This window comes from Pseudomonas sp. NPDC079367 (assembly GCF_044542195.1).
In the GTDB taxonomy this organism is placed as follows: domain Bacteria; phylum Pseudomonadota; class Gammaproteobacteria; order Pseudomonadales; family Pseudomonadaceae; genus Aquipseudomonas.
In genome coordinates this window covers 165,587-179,029 of record NZ_JBITTW010000002.1, presented here as the reverse complement: position 1 = coordinate 179,029, position 13,443 = coordinate 165,587, and the positions used below count along the sequence as shown (strand labels likewise).

General features: G+C 60.2%; 16 protein-coding genes. 10 read left to right on the top strand and 6 right to left on the bottom strand.

Going from position 1 to position 13,443, the window contains the following annotated elements; all coding sequences use genetic code 11:
- Positions 1-9: 9 nt before the first annotated feature.
- Entirely contained in the window at positions 10-1,176 is a 1,167-nt protein-coding gene (gene ampC, locus ACIGDJ_RS05710) for a class C beta-lactamase (RefSeq protein ID WP_101159189.1), read from the top strand.
- An 85-nt stretch (positions 1,177-1,261) separates the two neighbouring features.
- Here the strand turns inward: ampC and ACIGDJ_RS05705 are convergent, their stop codons facing one another.
- Positions 1,262-1,831: a DUF4174 domain-containing protein gene (locus ACIGDJ_RS05705; protein WP_313001997.1), complete on the bottom strand. Its 570-nt coding sequence runs from the start codon at positions 1,829-1,831 to the stop codon at positions 1,262-1,264.
- 194 nt (positions 1,832-2,025) lie between these two features.
- Between ACIGDJ_RS05705 and ACIGDJ_RS05700 the strand changes: the two genes are divergently transcribed.
- A complete protein-coding gene (locus ACIGDJ_RS05700; protein ID WP_256589834.1) occupies positions 2,026-2,169 on the top strand; it encodes a hypothetical protein in 144 nt (47 codons plus the stop codon).
- Between the two features lie 34 nt (positions 2,170-2,203).
- On the opposite strand, the gene ACIGDJ_RS05695 is transcribed toward ACIGDJ_RS05700, so the two are convergent.
- The 3 genes from ACIGDJ_RS05695 to ACIGDJ_RS05685 all read right to left on the bottom strand — a co-directional run bounded on the left by ACIGDJ_RS05695 (position 2,204) and on the right by ACIGDJ_RS05685 (position 4,223).
- Complete coding sequence (locus ACIGDJ_RS05695; RefSeq protein WP_101159191.1) at positions 2,204-2,530, bottom strand: hypothetical protein; 327 nt, start codon at positions 2,528-2,530, stop codon at positions 2,204-2,206.
- Positions 2,531-2,537: 7 nt separating this feature from the next.
- Positions 2,538-3,323: a sulfite exporter TauE/SafE family protein gene (locus ACIGDJ_RS05690; protein ID WP_101159192.1), complete on the bottom strand. Its 786-nt coding sequence runs from the start codon at positions 3,321-3,323 to the stop codon at positions 2,538-2,540.
- A gap of 150 nt (positions 3,324-3,473) precedes the next feature.
- A complete protein-coding gene (locus tag ACIGDJ_RS05685) occupies positions 3,474-4,223 on the bottom strand; it encodes a hypothetical protein (protein WP_101159193.1) in 750 nt (249 codons plus the stop codon).
- A gap of 339 nt (positions 4,224-4,562) precedes the next feature.
- Here ACIGDJ_RS05685 and ACIGDJ_RS05680 point away from each other — a divergent pair, with 339 nt between their 5' ends.
- The 3 genes from ACIGDJ_RS05680 to ACIGDJ_RS05670 all read left to right on the top strand — a co-directional run bounded on the left by ACIGDJ_RS05680 (position 4,563) and on the right by ACIGDJ_RS05670 (position 7,174).
- On the top strand, positions 4,563-5,711 hold the full coding sequence (locus tag ACIGDJ_RS05680) for an aldose epimerase family protein (protein WP_313001986.1): 1,149 nt from the start codon (positions 4,563-4,565) through the stop codon (positions 5,709-5,711).
- Positions 5,712-5,857: 146 nt separating this feature from the next.
- Positions 5,858-6,679: an aldo/keto reductase gene (locus ACIGDJ_RS05675; RefSeq protein ID WP_397480021.1), complete on the top strand. Its 822-nt coding sequence runs from the start codon at positions 5,858-5,860 to the stop codon at positions 6,677-6,679.
- A 24-nt stretch (positions 6,680-6,703) separates the two neighbouring features.
- Positions 6,704-7,174, top strand: coding sequence for a DUF1810 domain-containing protein (locus ACIGDJ_RS05670; protein WP_397480020.1), 471 nt, complete (start codon positions 6,704-6,706; stop codon positions 7,172-7,174).
- Here ACIGDJ_RS05670 and ACIGDJ_RS05665 read toward each other — a convergent pair.
- Positions 7,139-9,499, bottom strand: coding sequence for a DNA polymerase II (locus ACIGDJ_RS05665; RefSeq protein WP_397480019.1), 2,361 nt, complete (start codon positions 9,497-9,499; stop codon positions 7,139-7,141). The two genes, ACIGDJ_RS05670 and ACIGDJ_RS05665, sit on opposite strands and share 36 nt — an antisense overlap.
- 198 nt (positions 9,500-9,697) lie before the next feature.
- Between ACIGDJ_RS05665 and ACIGDJ_RS05660 the strand changes: the two genes are divergently transcribed.
- Positions 9,698-10,138 (top strand): CBS domain-containing protein, encoded by a 441-nt coding sequence (locus ACIGDJ_RS05660; protein WP_016775372.1) that lies wholly within the window; start codon positions 9,698-9,700, stop codon positions 10,136-10,138.
- A gap of 132 nt (positions 10,139-10,270) precedes the next feature.
- Here the strand turns inward: ACIGDJ_RS05660 and ACIGDJ_RS05655 are convergent, their stop codons facing one another.
- The gene (locus ACIGDJ_RS05655; RefSeq protein ID WP_101159198.1) at positions 10,271-10,894 is read right to left on the bottom strand and encodes a glutathione S-transferase N-terminal domain-containing protein; all 624 of its coding nucleotides are present in this window, start codon (positions 10,892-10,894) and stop codon (positions 10,271-10,273) included.
- 210 nt (positions 10,895-11,104) lie between these two features.
- Between ACIGDJ_RS05655 and ACIGDJ_RS05650 the strand changes: the two genes are divergently transcribed.
- The 4 genes from ACIGDJ_RS05650 to ACIGDJ_RS05635 form a co-directional block, all read left to right on the top strand.
- Positions 11,105-11,626 carry a DUF3455 domain-containing protein gene (locus ACIGDJ_RS05650; protein WP_101159199.1) on the top strand — a complete coding sequence of 174 codons (522 nt, stop codon included), beginning with the start codon at positions 11,105-11,107 and terminating at the stop codon, positions 11,624-11,626.
- A 155-nt stretch (positions 11,627-11,781) separates the two neighbouring features.
- A complete protein-coding gene (locus ACIGDJ_RS05645) occupies positions 11,782-12,309 on the top strand; it encodes a sigma-70 family RNA polymerase sigma factor (RefSeq protein ID WP_397480018.1) in 528 nt (175 codons plus the stop codon).
- Positions 12,306-12,998: an anti-sigma factor domain-containing protein gene (locus tag ACIGDJ_RS05640; RefSeq protein WP_313001954.1), complete on the top strand. Its 693-nt coding sequence runs from the start codon at positions 12,306-12,308 to the stop codon at positions 12,996-12,998. The genes ACIGDJ_RS05645 and ACIGDJ_RS05640 overlap by 4 nt, the downstream gene beginning before the upstream one ends.
- A 200-nt stretch (positions 12,999-13,198) precedes the next feature.
- The coding region (locus tag ACIGDJ_RS05635; protein ID WP_397504522.1) for a hypothetical protein at positions 13,199-13,443 on the top strand (245 nt) is incomplete at its 3' end.

The following is a 13,443-nucleotide window of genomic DNA, read 5'->3' as shown; positions in this document are numbered from 1 at the left end:
GATTCACTCATGTGTTCCTTCAAAACGAGCAAGGTCTCTTCTTACAGCATTTTCGCCCTGTTCTTCAGCAGCCTCGCCTGCCATGCCGCCACGCCGACGGATGCGCAATTGCACGCACTGATCACGCAAGCCGTGACCCCGGTGATGCAGCAAAACACCATTCCGGGACTGACTGTCGCGCTGACGCTAAAAGGTCAGACGCATTACTTTAACTACGGAGTCGCCGACAAGGACGCCGGGCAAAAGGTCAGCGAAAACACTCTGTTCGAGGTTGGTTCGGTGAGCAAAACCTTCACCGCCACCCTCGCCGGTTACGCCCAGGCCATCGGCAAACTCGACCTGTCGAGCAAGGCCAGCCAGCTCTGGCCAGAGCTCAAGGGCAGCGCGTTCGACAACATCAGCGTGCTGCAACTGGGCACCTACAGCGCTGGCGGCCTGCCGCTGCAATTTCCCGCCAAAGCGGATTCTTCCGACAAGATGCTTGGCTATTACCAACAATGGAAACCGCAGTTTCCTGCCGGCAGCCATCGCCTGTATTCCAACCCGAGCCTGGGCCTGTTCGGCTACCTGACGGCGAAAAGCCTCGGCCAGCCCTTCGAGCAGGCGATGACCCAGACGCTGCTGCCGAAACTCGGCTTGCAGCACACCTTCCTCAGCGTGCCGCCAGCGCAATCGAAGCTCTACGCCCAAGGCTACGACAGCGCCGATCAACCGGTGCGCGTCAGCCCAGGTGCCCTCGACGCCGAAGCCTACGGCATCAAAACCAGCGCCGCCGACCTGCTGCGTTACGTTCAGGCACAGCTGAAACCGGCGAGCCTCGCGCCTGAACTGCACAACGCCATCGCCAACACCCACATCGGTTATTACCGCGTCGGCGACATGACCCAAGGCCTGGGCTGGGAACGCTACGCATACCCGATCAGCCTGGAGAAACTGCAGAACGGCAACTCGACCCCCATGGCCGTGGAGCCGCACACCGTCGAGTGGCTGACCCCGCCGCAAACTGAGCCGGCCAACGTGCTGTTCAACAAAACCGGTTCCACGCGAGGCTTTGGCGCCTATGTAGCGTTTGTGCCATCGCGGGACATGGGCATTGTGATTCTGGCCAACAAGAATTATCCGAATGTCGAACGGGTGAAGATTGCGCATACGGTATTCGCGGCGTTGGTGGACTAAAAGCAAACGATCGCAGGCAATGTAAAAAGGGGCGAGAGAATGATTCTCTCGCCCCTTTCGTTTGCAAAGCATTTACGGCCGCCGATCAATCATCCGGCATTTGCGGCGGTTTGCTCGGTTTCGCTGGTTTGCCTGGCTTGGTGCCCTTCGCCCCTTTAGCCGGCTCCGGTTCGGTAGCGACGGGAGTCTGTGCGGCGGCCGCAGCGGCGGCTTCTTTTTCGGCCATGGGCATGGCGTCGATGGTTTCGAAGATTTTCGCCAGGCTCAATGCCTTGGCCTCGTCACCCGAGGCGGAGAGTTTGGTTTCGCCGTCCTTGCCCACCAGGAACACTTTCGGATAAGCCCCTGCGCCCAGTTTCAGCGAACGCAGCAGCGCCATGGTGTCCTGCTGGCCCAAGTCCTTGCCGTCGAGCTGGCCGGACATGCTGAGGATGGTGTAGACCTTGATGTTGCGGTCGGTGACGCCCTTTTTGTTGGCCGGGTCTTCCAGGGACTTTTTCAGGCTCAGCCACACCGGGTCGACGGTGCTTTGCGCAATCACGATCAGCGGGCGGGCGCGGCCCACGTCCCCGGCCAGGGGTGAATCGCTGTCCGCGGCGAACAAGGGGCCGGCGATCGCCAGCAAGAGGGTCAGGGTCAGGGACCTGATGAGCATGCGCATCTCCTTTTGATATCCACGCACTACTGATTGCGCATCGTGGTGATTGTTCCGGCGGCGTCTGGCAAAAAGGTATTGCCCTGTCAGAAGCTTAGGTCAGGGAAAGCTTTGCGCAAACGCTACGTCGATTTGATTAACAGCCATGAGCGCACTAGGGTGGCCGTTCTGCCAAAGAAATGGAGTTCACCCGCATGCACATCGATTTTCTGTGCGATCACCCCGAATTTATTGAAGAGCTGGCCACGCTCAATTTCAAGGAATGGGGTGAGTTTCGCCCCGGACAAACTGTCGAGGATCGCATCGAGCGCATGCGCGAATCGGTCATTCAGCGCTAACCCGTGGTGAGGCGGCTCGCCGCAAGCTGCCGCCTCACTCCAGCGCTGAATCGAGTGCCGAGAGCAACTGCGAGGGGTCGACGGGTTGTCCTCCGAGCTTGAGTTCACCGCTATCGAGATCAACCCTCAACCTCACCGACGCCCGATCGCCAGGGTACTTGCGCAGCACCAGCTCGATGCCACTAGAGGTCTCGTCGGCGGTACTGAGCAAATCCCACAGACTCTCGCTCAGATCCAGCAGCACTTTTTGCTGCTGCAGATCGACTAACTGCGGCGCATACAGCCAATGGCTCATGCGCATCTCACGCGGCTCGACGGTGATGGCGAGACGGCCCTCGCAGTGGACATAGGTTTCATTCATCGACGGATCAGAACGCCAACTTGTAACCAATCAACACCAGCATCGTCGCCAGGCACGGGCGCAGGACTTCGTCGGAGATGCGCCCGGTCAGGTGGCTGCCGAGCCAGATGCCCGGGAGCGAGCCGACTAGCAGGAAGCCGAGCACGCCCCAGTCCATGTTGCCCATGCTTGCGTGGCCCAGGCCGGCGACGAGGGTCAGCGGTACCGCATGGGCGATTTCGGTGCCGACCAGGCGGCGGGTTGGCAGCAACGGGTAGAGGATGAACAGCGCGACGGTGCCCAGCGCCCCGGCGCCGATCGAGGTCAGAGCAACCATGGTGCCGAGGATCAGACCGGTGATCACCGTCATGACATTCAGGCGCGAACCGCTCGGGTTGTAGTTGCCGCCGGCGCGTCTGTGGGCGAATTCGAGCAAGCGTTTCTTAAAGAAAATTGCCAGGGCAGTGGCGAACAGGACGAAGCCGAGCGCCTGTTTGATGATGGCGTTCATCGCGTCCGGCGCGGTGTGCAGGGTACTGAGGAACCACAGGGTCATGGCCACGGCCGGTACGCTGCCGAGAGTCAGCCAGCCGGTGATGGCCCAGTCGATGTTCTTGTTCTTCCTGTGAACGAGGACGCCGCTGGATTTGGTGATCGCGGCATACAACAGGTCAGTACCCACCGCCGTCGCCGGGTTGATGCCGAACCACAGCAGAATCGGCGTCATCAACGAACCGCCGCCGACACCGGTCATGCCGACGATGAACCCCACCACCAGCCCGGCGATCACCAGGCCGAAATTTGCCAATTCCATTCATACGTCCAGAAAACGACAGGAAAATCTGGCCCGCAGCATAGCGATTTTTCTTATAACCACATATATCGATGCGGTCTATCGTTATGCCATATCGAATTTGCCGCAGATACCAAGGTGGATCTTTGTGCTACAGGAAACCTGCGGGGCTCACTGCACCGGCAGGAAATTCAAGAACAACAGACTCTGCGCGTAATTCAGGCCGATCCTGCGATAGCGCTCATCGAGCATCTGCGTGAGCAGATCCAGGCGCGCGACGATTTTGCTGAATTCAGTGGCGAAGCTGAGGTTGCTGCCCTCCTCCGATATTTCATTGGAGAACAGCAATGGCTGACCATCCTTGTTCTGCCGTTGCGACAAGATCCACATGGCTTTTTCGATGTTGCGCGCAGCGTTGTGCACGAAGGTCGGGTTGATCGCGTCGGTCATGTAGAACTCGGTGCGATTGCCGTGGGCAGTGACCAGCATGCTGCCGATCGCATAAATGAACGCGCCGACGCGATCACCAAGGAACTCCGGACTCATCGCATAGCTCAGCGCCGCCAGGTCCTTGCGCCCGCCCAGCACGGGCAGCGGCTGCTGTTGCTCGACGGCGAGGCGTACCTGTTTCACGGCGGTGTTGATGTTGAGGAAACCGGACTTGCGCAGCTCTTCGGGGTTGCGCAGATAGAGCTTGCCCATCAGCCGGTAGAGGCTGTCGAGGTTGTCGCGCATCGCCAGGGTGGCCATGCGGTCGACGCTGGTCTGCAGAAATTCCTGCGGCTGCCCTTCACGCATCTGGTTGAAGAAGCCGTTGCCATTCTGGTGGCTGCAGCCGCTGACCAACAGCGACAACAGGCAGGCCAGCAGCAGGCACAGGCGGCGGTGAGCGGCGGTGGTCAGGGCAAAAACACTCGGCATGAAATCTCGGACGGGCACTTGGCTGTGCGGCGGGAGTCACCGCATCCTGGCCATGCATAGAGCCGCCGATTGCGAAAAAGTGCAGTGCCTGGGCGGTGAGCCGACTTTCGGCGCTTTTCGCCACATCAATTAGTCGGACTTTATATTTGCCAATACCGGTAAATCCGCTATAAATCCTGTTGCTCCCCATAAATAGCATGACTAGTTACGTGTAGGAGCTGCCGAAGGCTGCGATCTTTTGATCTTGCCTTAAAAAATCACAATCAAAAGATCGCAGCCTGCGGCAGCTCGTACAGGGGATTTCGGTGTTTAAAACAACAACAAAAAGGAAGGTCAACCATGCTTCAATCCCGTCACCTGCTCTCCGGCCTCGGACTGTCCCTGATGATCGCTACCCTCTCCGCCAATGCGGCGGGCCTGACCGCCGAACACAAAGCCTTCGGCAAAACCAATGACGGCACGCCCGTCGAGCAATACATCCTGCGCAACAGCCACGGCATGCAAGCCACCGTCATCACCTACGGCGCGACCCTGCAAGCGCTGAAAGTTGCGGACAAGCACGGCAAGTTCGACGATATCGTGCTGGGTTTCGATGATGTGCAGGGCTATCAGAAAGGCACTGCGTACTTCGGCGCGACCATCGGCCGCTTCGGCAATCGCCTGGCCGATGGCGCGTTCGAACTCGATGGCAAACGCTATCAAGTGCCGCAGAACGACAAGTCCAATGCCTTGCATGGCGGGCCCGAAGGGTTCGACAAGAAAGTCTGGAAGGCAAAGGAGACCAAAGACAAGGATTCGGTGGGCGTAACCCTGACCTACCTGTCGGCCGATGGTGAAATGGGCTTCCCGGGCAATCTGACCACCGAAGTCACCTATCGCCTGACCGAAAATAACGAGCTGCGCATCGACTACACGGCCAGCACCGACAAGCCGACCGTGCTCAACCTGACCAACCACAGCTACTTCAACCTGGCCGGTGCCGGCAATGGCGACATTCTCAAGCAAGTGGCCATGATCAACTCAAGCCATTACACGCCGGTCACCGCCAAACTGATCCCGACCGGCGAGCTGGCACCCGTGGCCGGCACGCCGATGGACTTCACCAGACCGACGGCAATCGGTACGCACATCAAGGCCGATCATCCGCAGCTGAAATTTGCCGAGCCGAAACAGGGTGGCTTCGATTTCAACTGGGCGCTGGACAGCAAGGGCGATATCAGCAAAGTCGCCACCGAAGTCAGCGACCCGCAATCCGGGCGTGTGCTGCAACTGTTCACCAGCGAGCCGGGCGTGCAGTTCTACACCAGCAACTTCCTCGATGGCACGGTAAAGGGCAAGGGCGGCAAGGTCTATCCACACTGGGGCGCGTTCACCCTCGAGACCCAGCACTATCCGGATTCGCCGAACCAGCCGGACTTCCCGAGCACGCGACTTGATCCGGGGCAGACTTATGCCCACAGCGTAATCCTCAAGTTCTCCGCCAAGTAAGGCCCACGCCGCATGATAGTTCCCACGCTCTGCGTGGGAACGATCTTGTAGGAGCTGCGGACCGCTGCGATCTTTTTTGCTTTTTGAACCCCAACGCTATTCTGCTGCCCACTAAAGACACCCATTCTTTAAGGCAGGAGGTTTGAATGCGTACCCTTGAGTTGGCCGGCGTGCAGGTTCCCGTGATTGGTCAGGGCACCTGGCGCATGGGCGAGGATCGTTCGACGCACGCGCGTGAAGTGGCGGCGCTGCGCACCGGCATCGAGCTGGGCATGACCCTCATCGACACCGCCGAGATGTACGCCGAGGGCGGTGCCGAAACGGTGGTCGGCGAAGCCATCGCCAGTCTGCGCGATCAAGTCTTTCTGGTCAGCAAGGTCTACCCGCACAACGCCAGCCGCCAGGGCATCCCGCAAGCCTGCGAGCGCAGTTTGCGTCGGCTCGGCACTGATTACATCGATCTCTATTTATTGCACTGGCGCGGTCAGTACCCTCTGGAGGAAACCGTAGAAGCCTTCGAACGCCTGCGTGAGGACGGCAAGATCGGCCGTTGGGGCGTGTCGAATTTCGATGTCGACGACCTCGAAGAACTCTCCAGTTCGGCCTGCGCCACCAACCAGGTGCTGTACAACCTCGAAGAGCGCGGCATCGAGTTCGATCTGCTGCCGTGGTGCCAGCACCAGCGCCTGCCGCTGATGGCGTACTGCCCGATCGGCCAGGGCGGTGCAATGCTCGCCGAGCCGGTGCTGCAAGAGATCGCCAGCCGTCACAACGCCACCCCGGCGCAGGTTTCGCTGGCGTGGCTGCTGCGTCAGGATGGGGTTATTGCGATTCCCAAGGCTGTGCGTCCGGAGCATGTGCAACTCAATGCCGGGGCGGTCCAGCTGCAACTGGAGGCCGGGGATTTGACGGCGCTGGACAAAGTGTTCCCGGCGCCACAACGCAAGCAGCGGCTGGCCATGGTCTGAGCCGCCGACTGCGAGGGCTTCGCGATGAGAAGCACAGATCTGCACGACCCGTACAACCTGCAACGTTTCGTTCAGGCACAGGACCCGGTATTCGAACGGGTCCAGCGTGAGCTCGAAACGGGCCGCAAGCGCAGCCACTGGATGTGGTTCGTCTTTCCACAATTCGCCGGGCTGGGCGGCAGCGAAATGGCCCGGCGCTATGCCATTGGTTCAGCCGAGGAAGCGCAAGCCTATCTCGCCCACGAACCGCTCGGTGCGCGACTGCGCACCTGCACGCAGTTGGTGCTCAACGTGCCGCAGCGTTCGATTGCCGAGATTTTCGGCCACCCCGATGACTTGAAATTTCACTCTTCGATGACCCTGTTCGCCCAGTTCAGCGTCGAGGACAGCTTGTTCCATCAGGCGCTGGAGCGGTACTTCCACGGCATTCTCGACGAGTGGACCCTGCAACTGCTCGACTCAAAACAGGCCCAGTTGCCCACCGATCAGGGTTGAGAAGTCGTCGTCGACAAACGGCAGAATCGCATCCGCCACCGGTTGCAGCTGCCGAGTGATGTAGTGGTCGTAGTCGATGGCGGCGCGGCGCACTTCCAGTGGCTCGGGACCGGCCAGCGTGATGACGTAGCTGATCCAGCCGCCGTTCTGATATTGCCGGGGCCGACCCTGCTCGGCGTTATAGTCGTCGGCCAGCCGCGCCGCGCGAACGTGCGGCGGTACGTTGCGTTCGTAATCGTCGAGGGTGCGGCGCAGACGCTTGCGGTAGATCAGCCGATCGTCGAACTCGCCAGCGAGGGTCTTGCGCACGTAGTCACGGACGTAATCCTGATACGGCTTGCGCTGGAAAATCCGCTCGTACAGTTCCTGCTGGAATTGCCTGGCCAGCAGCGACCAGTCGGTGCGCACGGTTTCCAGACCCTTGTAGACCATTTCCTCCGTGCCATCAGCGCGGGTGACGAGGCCGGCGTAGCGCTTCTTGCTGCCCTCCTCCGCGCCGCGAATCGTTGGCATCAGAAAGCGCTTGTAGTGAATCTCGAACTGCAATTCCAGCGCGCTGTCCAGTCCGTATTCCTCACGCACATGCGCGCGCCACCAATCGTTGACGTGTTTGACCAGCGCATGGCCAATCTGCGCCGCTTCTTCCTGGCCGTGCAGCCTGCGCAGCCAGACGAAGGTTGAATCGGTGTCGCCATAAATCACCGCGTGGCCCTGCTCTTCGATCAACTGGCGGGTGCGCAGCATGATTTCGTGGCCGCGCAAGGTGATCGACGAGGCCAGCCGGGTATCGAAAAAACGGCACCCGCTGGAGCCAAGCACGCCATAGAAGGCGTTCATGATAATTTTCAGCGCCTGGGACAGCGGCGCGTTGTGTTCGCGCTTGGCGGTTTCGCGACCTTCGGCCACCCGCGCCACGATCGACGGCAGGCAATGTCGGGTACGCGAAAAGCGTGCGCCACGGAAACCCGGCACAGAGTCGGCGTCGTCCGGGTGACGCAGGCCTTCGATCAAGCCCACCGGGTCGATCAGAAACGTGCGAATGATCGACGGGTAAAGGCTTTTGTAATCAAGCACCAGTACCGATTCGTACAGCCCCGGCCGTGAATCCATGACAAACCCGCCGGGGCTGGCCTGCGGCGGGTTAGTGCCCAGATTCGGCGCAACGAAGCCCTGGCGATGCATCAATGGCATGTACAAATGGGTGAAAGCCGCCACCGAACCGCCGCTGCGATCGGCCGGCAAACCGGTGACGCTGGCGCGTTCGAGCAAAAACGTCAGCAATTGGGTTTTGGCGAAGATCCGCGTGACCAGTTCGCAGTCCTTGAGGTTGTACTTGGCCAGCGCCGGTTTGTCTTCGGCGAACATACGGTTGATCTCGTCCATGCGCTGGTACGGATTGTTGATCGCCTTGCCTTCGCCGAGCAGGGTCTGCGCGACGTTTTCCAGGCTGAACGAGGGGAAACTCCAGGTCGCCGAACGCAACGACTCGATACCATCGATGATCAGCCGCCCCGCTGCGGAGGCGAAGTAGTGATTGCGGCTGCCGTGCTCGCGCCACTGCATTTCTTCGCCGCCACGACCGATCTTCAGCGGCACGCCAAGACGCCGCGCGTGTTCGTGGAGGATGCGCAGGTCGAATTGCACGACGTTCCAGCCAATGATCGCGTCGGGGTCGTGACGGGCGAACCAGTCGTTGAGTTTCTTCAGGATGAGTGTGCGCGAGTCGCAGTATTCAAGATCGAAATCGACAATACTCGCGTCGCCGTTCGGTGCGCCGAGCATGTACACCTGCCGCTCGCCACAACCTTGCAGGGCAATCGAATACAACTCGCCGTTGTCGGTGGTCTCGATGTCGAGCGAGACCAGCCGCAGTTTCGGCCGGTAACCGGCGTCAGGTTTCAACTGGGCATTGATCAGCACGCCATCGGCATCCGGCGTGCCGTCGAACAACACCGGCGCAGTGATGAAGCGCTCCATCAGATAGCGTTCCGGTGGGCGCACATCGGCTTCAAACACATCGACACCGGCGCGATTGAGCGCGGTTTCGAGGCGCATCAACTGGCCGTGCTGCTGGCAATAAAGACCAAGCACCGGGCGATGCTGGAAATCCTGCAGTGCGAGCGGGCGCAGTTCGACATTTTTTTCGCCGTGTAACAAATGCTCGGCCGCTTCGCGCTGTGCGACGGGTATAAACGCCACCGACGGCTGATGCGCCAGGCGCACACGGCGTGGCCCGGCGTCGGTCGCCAACCAGAACTCCACTTCGGTGCCGGCCGGCGTATCGCGCCAATGCCGGGTCAGGACGAAGCCCTGCTGTAAATCCACCACTGCGACCTCAAACAATCAAACCGACCGACATTCTACGCGGCATTGCTGCACCTGGCCTTGGCGAAAGACGCTGCTGATCTGCAGAAAAACCCGGCAAATGGCGTTTTTTGCACGCTAACTGCCGCTTTGCCACCTTGCCCTGCGCGGCTGCGTCTACGATGCTTGATGAACAACGACAACACCTGAGTAACCGCCATGAAGACCGTCGCCCAACTGCTCAAGCTCAAAGATCAGAAAAATCAGGAAGTGCACCAGATCAAACCCGATCATATGGTGCTTGAAGCGCTGATGAAGATGGCCGAGAAAAACGTCGGCGCCTTGCTGGTGGTCGAAGACGACAAGGTGGTCGGCATCATCAGCGAACGCGACTACGCCCGCAAACTGGTGCTGCACGGCCGCTCCTCGGTGGGTACACCGGTGCGCGACATCATGGTCAAGGACGTGATCACCGTGGACACCCGCCAGACCGTCGATACCTGCTTGGGCATCATGTCGGACAAACGGCTGCGCCACTTGCCGGTGGTCGAGGACGGCCAGTTGATCGGCCTGCTGTCGATCGGCGACCTGGTCAAAGAAGCGATCGCCGAACAGGCTGAGCTGATCAAACAGCTGGAGCAGTATATTCGCGGGGAATAACTTTCGATCTTCCGACCACCATTTGCCCCTGTGGGAGCGGGCTCGCTCGCGAAGGCGGTAGGTCAGTTAATACAACTTTGGCTGACAAACCGCTTTCACGAGCAAGCCCGCTCCCACAGGTTCTTTTAGTGTTCACGCAGGCCAATGCCGCTCGAATACCGGTGCCAGCACCGGGTGCCGGTCAATCCTTTGCAGCCACGCGTAAAAACCCGGTCGCGTCTGGCGCAGATGTTCACGGCTGCCGGCCCAGCGGCTCACCACTGCCGCCAGCACATCCAGTGCGCCGGGCGTTTCGTCATCCAGATACAGCTCGCCGGAAAACTGATCGGCAAACACCTCCCAACTGAAGTGCAGGCGCTGGCGCGTGCCGGCGATCAGGTTCTGCCGCGCGGTTTCGTCAGGCGTGCTCAGCCAGCGCTCGGGGTAATCGATGATGCCGACCGCTGCATAGCAATTGCTGACGATATAGGCGAGGCCGCGAATCGCCTGATCACGATTGGCAGCCTCGCTGGGTAGCAGACCGGACTCAGGAAACGTCAGGCCCAGATGAATCAGGATCGCCGCACTTTCGGTCATCGCGCTGCCGTCCGGCAGTTGCAAGGTCGGTATCTGCTTCAGCGGATTGAGTTTGCCCAGCGCCTCGTCGGCCTCGGCGCTGGCTTCGGTATCAATGAACCGGTAGGCGATCTGGCACAGTTCCAGTGCCGCCTCGATGGCGGCGGCGCCGGAGTTCTTGTGCCCATAGAGTTGGTACATGTGCGTTTCCCCCGATAAGGCCTTTGCACAGGGTAGATGGCTGTGGCTCGGGTGTAAAAGTCTCCGACGCAAGCCCGCTCCCACAGGGGAAATCGGTGGGGTTTGAAATTTATTTTTCCGGCACTGCATCCAATCGCCTTCGCCACGGGTAGTCCCAGTAACAGCCACTCTTGTGCTGTCAGCGCTCTACCTTTTTCGGAGAATCATCGGATGAACATCACCCAGCTGATTGGCCTCACCGGTTTGCTCGCCTTCACGGCGACCACCTTCGCCCAGAGCAGTTATCCCGACGCGATCAAGGTGCCGGACGGGCACAAGATTGCCCTGGAAACCACCGGCGTTGGCGAGATTACCTATGAATGCCGCGACAAGCCCAATATGGCCGGGCAGACCGAGTGGACTTTTGTCGGCCCCAAAGCAGTGCTTAACGATCGCAGCGGTAAACAGGTCGGCAGCTATTTCGGCCCGCCAGCGACCTGGCAAGCCAAGGACGGTTCGAAAGTCACCGGCACACAATTGGCCGTGGCCCCGTCGAGCCCGGGCAACCTGCCCTATCAACTGGTCAAGGCCAACCCGGCCGAAGGCAAAGGCGCGATGACCGGCGTCAGCTACATCCAGCGTGTTGCGCTCAAGGGCGGCGTGGCGCCGGGCAGTGAATGCACGATGGCGAACAAGGGCAAGCAGGAAGTGGTGAAGTACCAGGCGGATTATATTTTCTGGGCGGCTAACTGACCTGGGCATCATTGGAGATCCAAATGTGGCAGCGGGCTTGCTCGCGAAGGCATTGCGTCAGCCAGCCTATAAGTGCCTGATGCACCGCATTCGCGAGCAAGCCCGCTCCCACAGGTTCTGTGTGATTTTGGCAAATGTGAGCTAGATTGCACCCCATGCCTTTACCCGATCCCCAGTTCGATTACGAAGCCCGCCTCAAAGCCTGTGCCCGGGGCGAGCGCGCGGCTCTGCGCGATTTGTACGTGCAGGAAGGCCCGCGCCTGCTCGGTGTGGCCAAGCGTCTGGTGCGCGATACGGCGCTGGCGGAGGACATTGTGCATGAGGCGTTCATCAAGATCTGGAATGGCGCCGCCGGGTTCGATCCGGCGCGCGGTTCGGCGCGAGGCTGGATGTTCAGCGTGACCCGGCATCTGGCCTTGAATCAGTTGCGCAAGCAAAGCAGGGAAACGCCGTTCAGTGAGGAACATGAGGCAGCGGCGCCTGATGAGGCGGTCGATGTTCACTCGGCGCGCATTCATCGCTGCCTGGAACAACTGGAACCGCAGCGGCGCACCTGCATTCTCCACGCCTACGTCGACGGTTACAGCCACGCGCAGATTTCCGCACGCCTCGACACGCCGCTGGGCACGGTCAAAGCATGGATCAAGCGCAGCCTCAATGCTTTGCGGGAGTGCATGGGATGACCGGTGAATCAGCGCAGGAACGGGATGAACTGGCTGGCGAATACGTGCTCGGCACTTTGTCTTTCGAGCAGCGCATCGAGGTGCAACGACGCCTGCCGAACGAGCCTGAACTTCGTGCGGCAGTGGATGCGTGGGAGCGGCGCCTGCTGGAGTTGACTGATCTGGCCGAGCCACAGCAGCCGTCGGTGCAGCTATGGCCGCGTATCGAACGCAGCCTCGAACGGCTGACGGTGAGAAAACCCCTGACGTCGTGGTGGAACCTGCTGCCGCTGTGGCGCGGTTTAAGCGCCGCAGGCCTGGCCGCGACATTGATCCTCGGCACGATCCTGCTGACCCGGACTGCGCCGACACCGAGTTATCTGGTGGTGCTCGTGGCGCCGCAAGACAAAGCGCCGGGCTGGGTGATTCAGGCGAGCAATGCGCGCGAGATCCAGTTGATTCCGCTGGGCGTGGTCGAGGTGCCGGCGGACAAGGCGCTGGAATTCTGGACCAAGGCGGACGGCTGGTCGGGACCGGTGTCGTTGGGCTTGGTCAAGCCGGGGCAGGCTTTGTCGGTGCCGCTGGACAAACTGCCGCCGTTGCAACCCAACCAGCTGTTTGAGCTGACATTGGAAGGCGCCAACGGCTCGCCGATCGGCAAACCGACAGGGCCGATTCAGGCGATCGGGCGTGCCGTCAAAGTCCTCTGACGTCCATTTGTAGGAGCTGCGGCACGCTGCGATCTTTTGATTTTTTAAAGATCAAGATCAAAAGATCGCAGCGTGCCGCAGCTCCTACACGAACCATCACTAACGTCGATGTTCACCATCACGGCAATGAAGTTCTCATAAAAAATTCCGGGCGTAACATCAGCTCCATACCAACCAACAACACCCCGGAGCACACCATCATGAAACGCCAGACTCTTCTCAGCATCGCTTTCTCGGTTTTCGCAGTTAACGCTTTCGCCGCCACCCCGGCGCACACCATGATCGCCGCAGACGGCTCGGATCACCTGTATCAGAACGCTGTCGCCGCTGATGGCTCTGATCGCCTGCAAGGCAACACCGTCGCTGCTGATGGTTCCGATCGCCTGCAAGGCAACACCGTCGCTGCTGATGGTTCCGATCGCCTGAAAGGCAACACCGTCGCTGC

Coding starts and splice junctions, on each gene's coding strand:
- ampC (WP_101159189.1), top strand. CDS start 10: ATGTGTTCCTTCAAAACGAGCAAGGTCTCTTCTTACAGCATTTTCGCC.
- ACIGDJ_RS05640 (WP_313001954.1), top strand. CDS start 12,306: ATGACCGGTGAATCAGCGCAGGAACGGGATGAACTGGCTGGCGAATAC.
- ACIGDJ_RS05705 (WP_313001997.1), bottom strand. CDS start 1,831: ATGCTCATCAGGTCCCTGACCCTGACCCTCTTGCTGGCGATCGCCGGC.
- ACIGDJ_RS05670 (WP_397480020.1), top strand. CDS start 6,704: ATGAGAAGCACAGATCTGCACGACCCGTACAACCTGCAACGTTTCGTT.
- ACIGDJ_RS05695 (WP_101159191.1), bottom strand. CDS start 2,530: ATGAATGAAACCTATGTCCACTGCGAGGGCCGTCTCGCCATCACCGTC.
- ACIGDJ_RS05690 (WP_101159192.1), bottom strand. CDS start 3,323: ATGGAATTGGCAAATTTCGGCCTGGTGATCGCCGGGCTGGTGGTGGGG.
- ACIGDJ_RS05660 (WP_016775372.1), top strand. CDS start 9,698: ATGAAGACCGTCGCCCAACTGCTCAAGCTCAAAGATCAGAAAAATCAG.
- ACIGDJ_RS05645 (WP_397480018.1), top strand. CDS start 11,782: ATGCCTTTACCCGATCCCCAGTTCGATTACGAAGCCCGCCTCAAAGCC.
- ACIGDJ_RS05700 (WP_256589834.1), top strand. CDS start 2,026: ATGCACATCGATTTTCTGTGCGATCACCCCGAATTTATTGAAGAGCTG.
- ACIGDJ_RS05685 (WP_101159193.1), bottom strand. CDS start 4,223: ATGCCGAGTGTTTTTGCCCTGACCACCGCCGCTCACCGCCGCCTGTGC.
- ACIGDJ_RS05680 (WP_313001986.1), top strand. CDS start 4,563: ATGCTTCAATCCCGTCACCTGCTCTCCGGCCTCGGACTGTCCCTGATG.
- ACIGDJ_RS05675 (WP_397480021.1), top strand. CDS start 5,858: ATGCGTACCCTTGAGTTGGCCGGCGTGCAGGTTCCCGTGATTGGTCAG.
- ACIGDJ_RS05650 (WP_101159199.1), top strand. CDS start 11,105: ATGAACATCACCCAGCTGATTGGCCTCACCGGTTTGCTCGCCTTCACG.
- ACIGDJ_RS05655 (WP_101159198.1), bottom strand. CDS start 10,894: ATGTACCAACTCTATGGGCACAAGAACTCCGGCGCCGCCGCCATCGAG.